Here is a 7,947-nt window from a genome sequence, read left to right as displayed (position 1 = left end):
GTAGAGGTACACTTTTTCAACTTTGGCGTCGGGGCGCATCATGACGGCGGGCTCCTGAAGGATATCGGGAGCCCAGCATCAGGCATCAAATGGCAGCTTTGAATGTGTAGACGATGGATCGCTTACGAACGTCTCCGCCACCAGGTGCATGCCAATTCAGCATGCGCGAGCGCTGCAGACCCTCACGACGTATAACGTAGTGGCCAGCGGGAAAAAAGTTTGAAATTTTTGGGGCGCGCTGCAAGCCAAGCGGTATGCAGCTTAGGCTCTACGCCCAACAGGATATACACACATTATCCACAGGGCATGTGTGTCTTCAACGCTTGATAACTACGCGAAAATCGCTCATCTTGTGGTTGCCGCGCCAAAAACACCATAGATATGGTGTTTGCGGTACCGTGTCCCTAGACGGGAGGCGAGTTCAGCGAGTGGTCACGTTAGGTCGCCAAACGTTCCGTGATCCACCCGCTCTCAAAGCCATACGGTTAGACAACCTGACTTGAGTGCATGCATTACATCGAATTGCGCACTGCCGCGTCAAATAAAGGTGACGCGTGGTTCGATGCGCTAGCGCTGGGTCGGAGCACTTAATCTCTGATCAGAAGGTAAGACTATGAGCTTTAACGCGAAACAAACCAGCAGTTCGATCGCCAGCCTGGCCTCGGCTGTATTGCTTGACTCTAAATCCTCGGCTTTGGCCAAGGAGCTGGCTGGCTCGGCGCTTTCTCAGGCCTCAACTACCAAGCAAACCAGCGCTCGGATGGAGGAGCTCGCCAGCAAAATTCTGGGTGAGTCGGGCCACAGCCAGACGGTGTTGAGCCTAGCCGGCTCCGTGCTCTCACAGGCGAACAAAGAGCGCTGAGTTCAACGCTGGTAACCACGCCCCGCCCATGCGGGGCGTTTCTCTTTCTCTTGCGCAGATACAGAACAAGAAAGCTTCGGAGCCCCTGACACTAATGGGGCTCGCAGAAATGATGCAAGAGTTCAGCGACGCGGGCGAGTGGATGTCCGAACAGCTGCGATCAAAGTCGGGCAGAGAGGCCGACACGACTGATGACGATCAGGCTCGTATCAGCCAAATGGACGACTAGGTGTCTCAACGGGACAAGGTCAAAGCCCTAGGTCTCCCGCAAAACGCTGATCACGGATTGAAGCAGAAGCATGCCCATCGATTATCAGCTTATGCTGCAGATAGCGTACGAGATGCCACGCCAGAGGCTCGCGGATCTCCAAGCAACCTTCGAGCTGATGGAAGCCACTGGAGCGATGCGTAGTAAGGGCCTCTCGAAGCGCTGTAAAGCCAGCGACACCGATGACCGACCTGTGAACACGGATAGGATTGTTCAGCCCCGGACGACGCTCGTAGGCGCTCACAATCGACCCAAGGATTCCAGGAAGATCATCCCCATAGGCTTTGCAAGCAAGAGACCAGAGCTGACCATCAGACAGTAGGGTCATCGGGCTCGCCTTATCAATAAATTGGCAAAATAGCCCCAAGCGCGGCCAGAATCCATATCCACCTGTAAACCAATTTTTTAACGTGTTAACCGCCGAGGTTTACAGATCCGAATTTTCCAAGCGCGCAGTAGGTCACCGGGTGCGTCTTGCTAGAACATTGAAGGCGACGGACGCTTGCAGACGCCTGTTGTCCGAGACGGGTGGAATTTCAGACGGACTGATCCCAGCAAAAAAGCCCTATTGGTTTGACGTCAAAGCGTAAGCAGCAGCCTGCGGCTGCAAAGGAAAGCGATTTCTCCTTGGCCCCCGGCCCACCCATTCCAACCTCAGCTTCACACGAGACCCTCAAACCGCGTGATCTAGAAGCCGTAAATATCAGACGTAAAGCCGGTGGGATCCTGTGAGAAAAGCGGTGCCTGGGCCACTGCCGCTTTTATCTTGCTCTCAAATATAAGAACTCCGTCTCGCTTAAAAATTTTCAAGAGGGTGGGGTAGGAATGTCGTCGCAATTCTGACTATTTTGTCGCATTTAGAACAGTTTGTCCGACGTTATCCAGATGTTCTGGCCGAAATCCACATAGATTACTGATGCTGTATCGGGTGAATATGGGGGCTGAATCGTGCGCTACCCAGTCTGCCTTTAACCTCCGTAATAGTCGCCTCGTGGCATCCTATCGACTTAAGTATTACTGCGGCGCATTGGACGGGGCAATGGCATATTGCTAGCCTCCTATTAGGATCACCCTATCGCAATGCGCTGCAGGGCAGCCATGCGGTAAGCGAAAACAATCGCAAGTAGGTGCTGATCATTCAGACTTCCACGACTACGGTTTAGCCATAAAGGAAGACAGCTTATGCCGAAGATGAATCGTACAGACCTTCATTACCAGTACAAATGGACGGTTACTGAAGGAGACAACCCGAAGCTGATTTCCCAGGATGCTCGACACCTCAGCAGAAATGAAGGGTACGAAATGCTCTATTACTTGAACAGGCTGACCGACCAGAACGGCGGTGACCTGCCTGTTCGAAGTAGACAGATCGTGGAATGGATGCTCAAGGAGCACTACCGCTCGACCGCGCCGAGCTCACAGACAGTAACAAATTGGGTCGTGGCAAACTGGGATCGACTGGTTAAACATTACCCTCACTGACGCCGGCAGCAGATCAATAAGACCACGATGCTTACTTTCCCTAGGACTCGTTTGCACGCCGTCATACTTTGCGCGACCAGTTCAAGGGTGGTGCCAAGCCCAGGAGCCCATGCGTGGATTCTGAACGATCCGAGTATTTGTTGAGGTTGCTCTCCAAGGCTGCATCGCTGTGCGAGTCAGACAGGGAGGCCGCTTTGGTGTTGCTGCGAGAGTCTCAGGCCCACCTTTGGCGCTTGAGTCGCACTGAGCCCCTTGGCTCTGCCATGGAGCTTGAGAGAAAGCCTTCCCAACCAATGGAAAACTGGCTTCCTGAATCGGTGCAACGCGGCTACAGCGGCCCTCTCCTCGCCTCCGGTCTACCCACTCAAACCTGTAGTGAAATGCTGCTGGAGCTAGACGCTCAACAGCTATCGGAGGCCATTCAGGCAAACGTCCGAGAAGTGCTGCACCTATGTCGTGTGATCTCCAACGGGGATGCACTCTACCGACGCTTCAGGCGATTTTTGATTGAAAATCCCGTCATCGAAACCGTCCAAGCTGCTGCGATTTTTATCCCCTTGGGTCGGAAGCTGGAAGACTTTTACGAACCAATCCCTGAGCACTTTGCAATTTATGCAAAGCTCTACCGCTGCCCTGAATGCCGATGGCCGATGAACCCTCAACGGCGTGAGATCCAGTGCGATTCGGCATGGTGCCGAGAGAAGAACAGCCTTTATAGGTGGGAGAGCAATAGGCTCATCAACTTCGTGACCAATCAAAAGCTGGAGGGCGAAACCGCCGGCAAGCGTTACAGGCTAAAAAGCGCGCTGTGGAAGTACACCCTTTTACCTGGGCTTCTGGAACTCCAGCTGGCTGAGCAGCTTTCCGAGCACGGCTTGGATGTCACCTTGTGGCCTGACGTGGATCGCTCTGATTTACGAGTTACTCAAGGCGCCATGACCACCGACCTTGATGCCAAAGTTTGGGTTTCACCGCTCGCGCTAGGTCGCTACTTGGAAAACCTTGAGTACTCATCACCACGCTGGATCGTGATTCCTGACTACCAGAAGTCCCACCTGGACTGGCTGAGAAGCATATGTGCCAAAACACCCGCTATCAGGTAGACGACAAGCTACTCAAGGATCCTTGGCAACAGCTAGGGGTTACCGAGATAACCGTCATCGAACCAGGTGCATTTGCACCCGCAACGGTGATTGTCGAGCAGGTGGCGTTGCTCTGTCGCAACGCGCCGCTGTGGGATGGGCAGCTCAAATTACCCAGCCCGATGCACCTGGGCGCTCAAGTCGCGGGAGACCATCCCATCATGGAAATGCACCGAAAAAGTGAAGCTAATCGAATAGCAGAGAAAGCCTGACTTCTCGTAAACGATCCAACACCCGTAACCGACCCGAAATGGCGAAAGGAACCGCGCAATGCCCGCAATCAAGAAAGTGATGCTCCAGCATTTCAAACAGTTCAGCGCCCTCACCCTTGAGTTTGACGCGGGCATTAACGTGCTCATTGGTGACAACGAAACGGGGAAAAGCAGCGTCCTTTTGGCACTTGATCTCGCGCTGAGTGCGAGTCGCAGCCGCGTCGAGACCATTGGCTATGAATCGCTCCTGTCTCAGTCGGCAGTGCGTGCGTTCAAAGCAGGGCCAACGACACTTGATCGGCTCCCCAGGGTGGTAGTGGAAGTGTTTCTGGAAGAAGGAGATGACCAAGGGTACTACGGCACACAGAACCTAGCCGGTGCCATGACCGACGGAGTCGGCATGGAGATCGCACCACTGATCGAGGAATTCGGCGCGACTATCCTGCAGCTCCTTGCAGAGGATCCCGAGAATTTCCCCTATGAGTACTACGGGGTGAAATTTTACACCTTCTCGGGTGCACAGCATGTCAATTACCGTCGCCCGGTGAAACATCTACTGCTGGACAGCTCACGCATCGACAGCGAATACGCCGCGCGCGAATACACCCGCACGGTGTTCAGCTTCAATGCGGAGCCTCCAGAGCGCTACAGCCTCGAAAATCGATACCGTCGCGGGAAAGAGTCTTTCCGGGACAAAGAACTGGCCACTCTTAATGCAGAGCTAGGTGCTTACCAGTTCGGGGTCAGAACCAGTATCCGCTCCAACCTCGAAACAGATTTGATCATTACCAAAGACGGAATCCCGATCGAAAACCGTGGTAAGGGGGAGCAATGCTTCATCAAAACCGAATTTGCGCTGCGTCGTCACGATGCCAAGGGCGAGCTCCACGCCCTGCTCCTTGAGGAGCCAGAGAACCACCTTAGTCACACCAAGATGAAACAGTTGGTCGAACAACTCTCGAAGACAGCGGGCACACAGCTCTTCATTGCCACGCACAGCAGCCACATCTGCTCCAGGCTCGATCTTCGGCATGCACTCCTCCTCGGTGGAGATCAGAACGCAGGGCGTCTTAAAGCCCTTTCCGAGCCGACTGCGAGCTTTTTCATGAAGGCACCGGACAACAATGTTCTGGAGTTCGCCCTCTCCAAAAAGGTCATTTTGGTGGAGGGCGATGCTGAGTTCATCCTGATCGAAGATATGTATAAAAAACACGCCAATGGCCGTACACCTCAGGCCGATGAGGTGCACATCATTTCCATTGGTGGCACAAGCTTCAAACGCTATCTGGAGCTTGGAAAACTGCTAGGCATTCGGGTAGCAGCGATCCGAGATAACGACGGTGACTACAATAGCCACTGCGTGGAAAATTACGCCAAGCACCTGTACGACCAAGCCCGAGTCTTCGCGGATCCGGATGATCAGCGATCGACTTTCGAAATCGGGCTGTACCAGGACAACAAAGCGGCCTGCGACGACCTTTTCGCAGCGGGGCGTAAAAAGCTGACTGTCCAGGAGTACATGCTCAAGAACAAGGCAGATGCAGCCTTCGAGTTGCTCACCAAAAAAGGCACTGAGCTCCTAGCCCCTCAATATATTCAGGATGCGATCACATGGATAAACGAGTGATCTTTGCGGTGGCCGGGTCGGGTAAGACCACTCACTTGATTAGTCGGCTGAGCCTTGAGAAGCGCGCGCTGATCATCACCTACACGGAGAACAACCACAGCCACCTGCGAACCAGCATCATCAAAAAATTCGGCACCATTCCGTCGAATATCACCTTGATGACGTACTTCGCCTTTCTCCATGGCTTTTGCTATCGCCCGCTGATGCAAAGACAAGCAAACACCAGGGGGTTGAACTTCAGACGGCCTCCCCAGCGCAATTTTCCGCTGACCGATAGGAGGCGATACAGAGACCCCAGTGGCAGGCTGTATCACAACCGCCTGGCCAAATTCATCGAGATCGAGGGGCTACTGCCTGCGGTGCGGTCTCGCATCGAGCGCTTCTACGATGCGGTGTACGTCGATGAGGTACAGGATTTCGCGGGCCACGACTTCAATCTGCTATTGGCGATTTCCGCAGCCGATGCTGAAATGCTTTTCGTAGGAGACTTCTTCCAGCACACCTTCGATACCAGTCGCGACGGATCCGTCAATGGCACGCTTCACAACGAAATCTCGGCTTACGAGAGGCGGTTCGCACAAGCCAAAATCAACGTCGACAAGGAGACACTCAGCAAAAGTTGGCGATGCGGAACGACTCTCTGTGAGTTCATCAGCGTACACCTGCAGATCAAGATCTATGCCCATGAAGACAGGCTAAGCGAGATCGTCAATGTCGAGAGCCAAGAGATGGCGGATCGACTGCATGGAGACTCCACCGTGGTGAAGCTCTTCTACGAGCAGCACTACAAGTACGGGTGTCACTCGCAGAATTGGGGAGCGAGCAAAGGGCAGGATCATTACAACGATGTCTGCGTCGTGCTGGGTGCGAAGGCATGGAAGCAGTATCAGGAGGGCAAGCTCCACGAGTCTGTGGCCAAAACCCGGAACAAACTCTACGTAGCTTTTTCCAGGGCACGAGGCGCTGTGTATGTGGCCCCAGATCGGTTGTTCAAAGCGTACAAATCATGAAATGGGCAGATGGGCATGAGCGGACATACCGAATCGCCGAAATACTCTTACAATCAAAGTTAACACCCATTATCAAAGCCTAATTACAGGCCTACACCTAGACCACAAAGACATGACAAGATAAAACTCGACGCACTCATATTTCTTTACTGACGCAGATCAATCACTGAAGGAGCAGCTTTGGATGCAAAACGAAAAAGATCCTAACAGAAATAAAAACCAACACTATGTACCTGAGAGCTATTTTGAAGAATTCTCTAAAGATGGCTCCAGCGTTTGCGGCTTATTTAAAAAGAGCGGAACCTCTATTCCACATGTTTCTTTTAGCGGCCAATCCTCCGCAGCGTGGTTCTACGGTGATGCGGAAAGAGAAGATGAGATAACAGAGTTCGACACCAGGCACTTCGAGAATCGCAAACGTATTTTGAAGGCACTAGCTGATGGTGTCACCGACCTTCCGCCCGCAGAGATTGAAATCCTTCTGGAGAACACTCAGTTTCAACGGGAGCGGACTCTGAGTCACCGTAAGGCAGAACAAGGAGTTCACGAATTTCATGAAGATTTTTTTGCACCTCAGGTTGAGGATCTGGACAACTACGACTCAGGCCATTCACCAGAGGCCACCCAAGCCGTCAATGACGCCATGAGGATGTTTTTCAAGTCATTTAGCGATCCCAGAGACTCCCAGTTTGTCAAATTGATGATGATCGATAAGAGTGAGGTCGCAGATCTTCAGCTAATTATCCTCAAAAATTGCACTTCGCATCCTTTTATTTTCAGCGATTCCCCGATCGCCTATACAAATCCCGCGCTTAGTGATTTTAAGTGCGACAAACTGGGCAACACCAACGTTGGGCTGCAGATTTTTTATCCCCTGAACCCCGATTTTCTAGCGTTGTTTTTTGATGCTTCCGTTTATCGAATTGGCGACGCAAAAAGTATTGTACTCAACATCACGAATGATGATGACATTACAAAGATCAATAAGCTTCAGCTTCATGAAGCTGCCAACTCGATATACTTCAGTCGTGCCGAGGACTCCGAATATGTAAAAATGCTTTGGCGCGAAGAAAACAGTAGATTTGAGCAGAAGAAAAGAAACGTTGAAAGCGTACCTGAACTCTCACTGGATGGTTATGCCACTGGCCGTCACACATTCGCAATTGTCGAATCAGAGCCTAACTTTTACCCTTGTCTTAGCTTCGTAACCAGCGACCTGTAGTGGTCAACTGATCCCGGACACGACGTTAAGTTTTTTCTCAGCCTGAGCCGGTGGCAGCCCACCATTAAATTGGTGCGGTCGAATCCAGTTGTACCGGTGCATCAAAAAATGGCTGATATCCC

Annotated in this window: 8 protein-coding genes; all 8 read left to right on the top strand. The window is 52.3% G+C overall.

Annotation, left to right across the window (positions count from 1 at the left end; genetic code table 11):
* Positions 1–613 precede the first annotated feature (613 nt).
* Positions 614–862, top strand: coding sequence for a hypothetical protein (locus AACY52_RS27975; protein WP_339561039.1), 249 nt, complete (start codon positions 614–616; stop codon positions 860–862).
* A gap of 299 nt (positions 863–1,161) precedes the next feature.
* Entirely contained in the window at positions 1,162–1,452 is a 291-nt protein-coding gene (locus AACY52_RS27970; protein WP_339561038.1) for a hypothetical protein, read from the top strand.
* A gap of 860 nt (positions 1,453–2,312) precedes the next feature.
* Positions 2,313–2,612 carry a hypothetical protein gene (locus AACY52_RS27965; RefSeq protein ID WP_339561037.1) on the top strand — a complete coding sequence of 100 codons (300 nt, stop codon included), beginning with the start codon at positions 2,313–2,315 and terminating at the stop codon, positions 2,610–2,612.
* A 113-nt stretch (positions 2,613–2,725) separates the two neighbouring features.
* Complete coding sequence (locus AACY52_RS27960) at positions 2,726–3,715, top strand: hypothetical protein (protein ID WP_339561036.1); 990 nt, start codon at positions 2,726–2,728, stop codon at positions 3,713–3,715.
* Positions 3,688–3,966, top strand: a complete 279-nt coding sequence (locus AACY52_RS27955; protein ID WP_339561035.1) for an RNaseH domain-containing protein — start codon at positions 3,688–3,690, stop codon at positions 3,964–3,966. Before AACY52_RS27960 ends, AACY52_RS27955 begins: the two co-directional genes overlap by 28 nt.
* 58 nt (positions 3,967–4,024) lie before the next feature.
* Positions 4,025–5,593 carry an AAA family ATPase gene (locus AACY52_RS27950; protein ID WP_339561034.1) on the top strand — a complete coding sequence of 523 codons (1,569 nt, stop codon included), beginning with the start codon at positions 4,025–4,027 and terminating at the stop codon, positions 5,591–5,593.
* Positions 5,578–6,603, top strand: coding sequence for an AAA family ATPase (locus AACY52_RS27945; protein ID WP_339561033.1), 1,026 nt, complete (start codon positions 5,578–5,580; stop codon positions 6,601–6,603). The genes AACY52_RS27950 and AACY52_RS27945 overlap by 16 nt, the downstream gene beginning before the upstream one ends.
* Positions 6,604–6,787: 184 nt before the next feature.
* Complete coding sequence (locus AACY52_RS27940; RefSeq protein WP_339561032.1) at positions 6,788–7,825, top strand: DUF4238 domain-containing protein; 1,038 nt, start codon at positions 6,788–6,790, stop codon at positions 7,823–7,825.
* Positions 7,826–7,947: the final 122 nt, after the last annotated feature.

Origin of the sequence: Pseudomonas sp. EA_65y_Pfl1_P113, assembly GCF_963970525.1 — a bacterium.
GTDB lineage: Bacteria > Pseudomonadota > Gammaproteobacteria > Pseudomonadales > Pseudomonadaceae > Aquipseudomonas > Aquipseudomonas tritici.
This window is presented reverse-complemented; position numbering and strand designations above follow the sequence as displayed.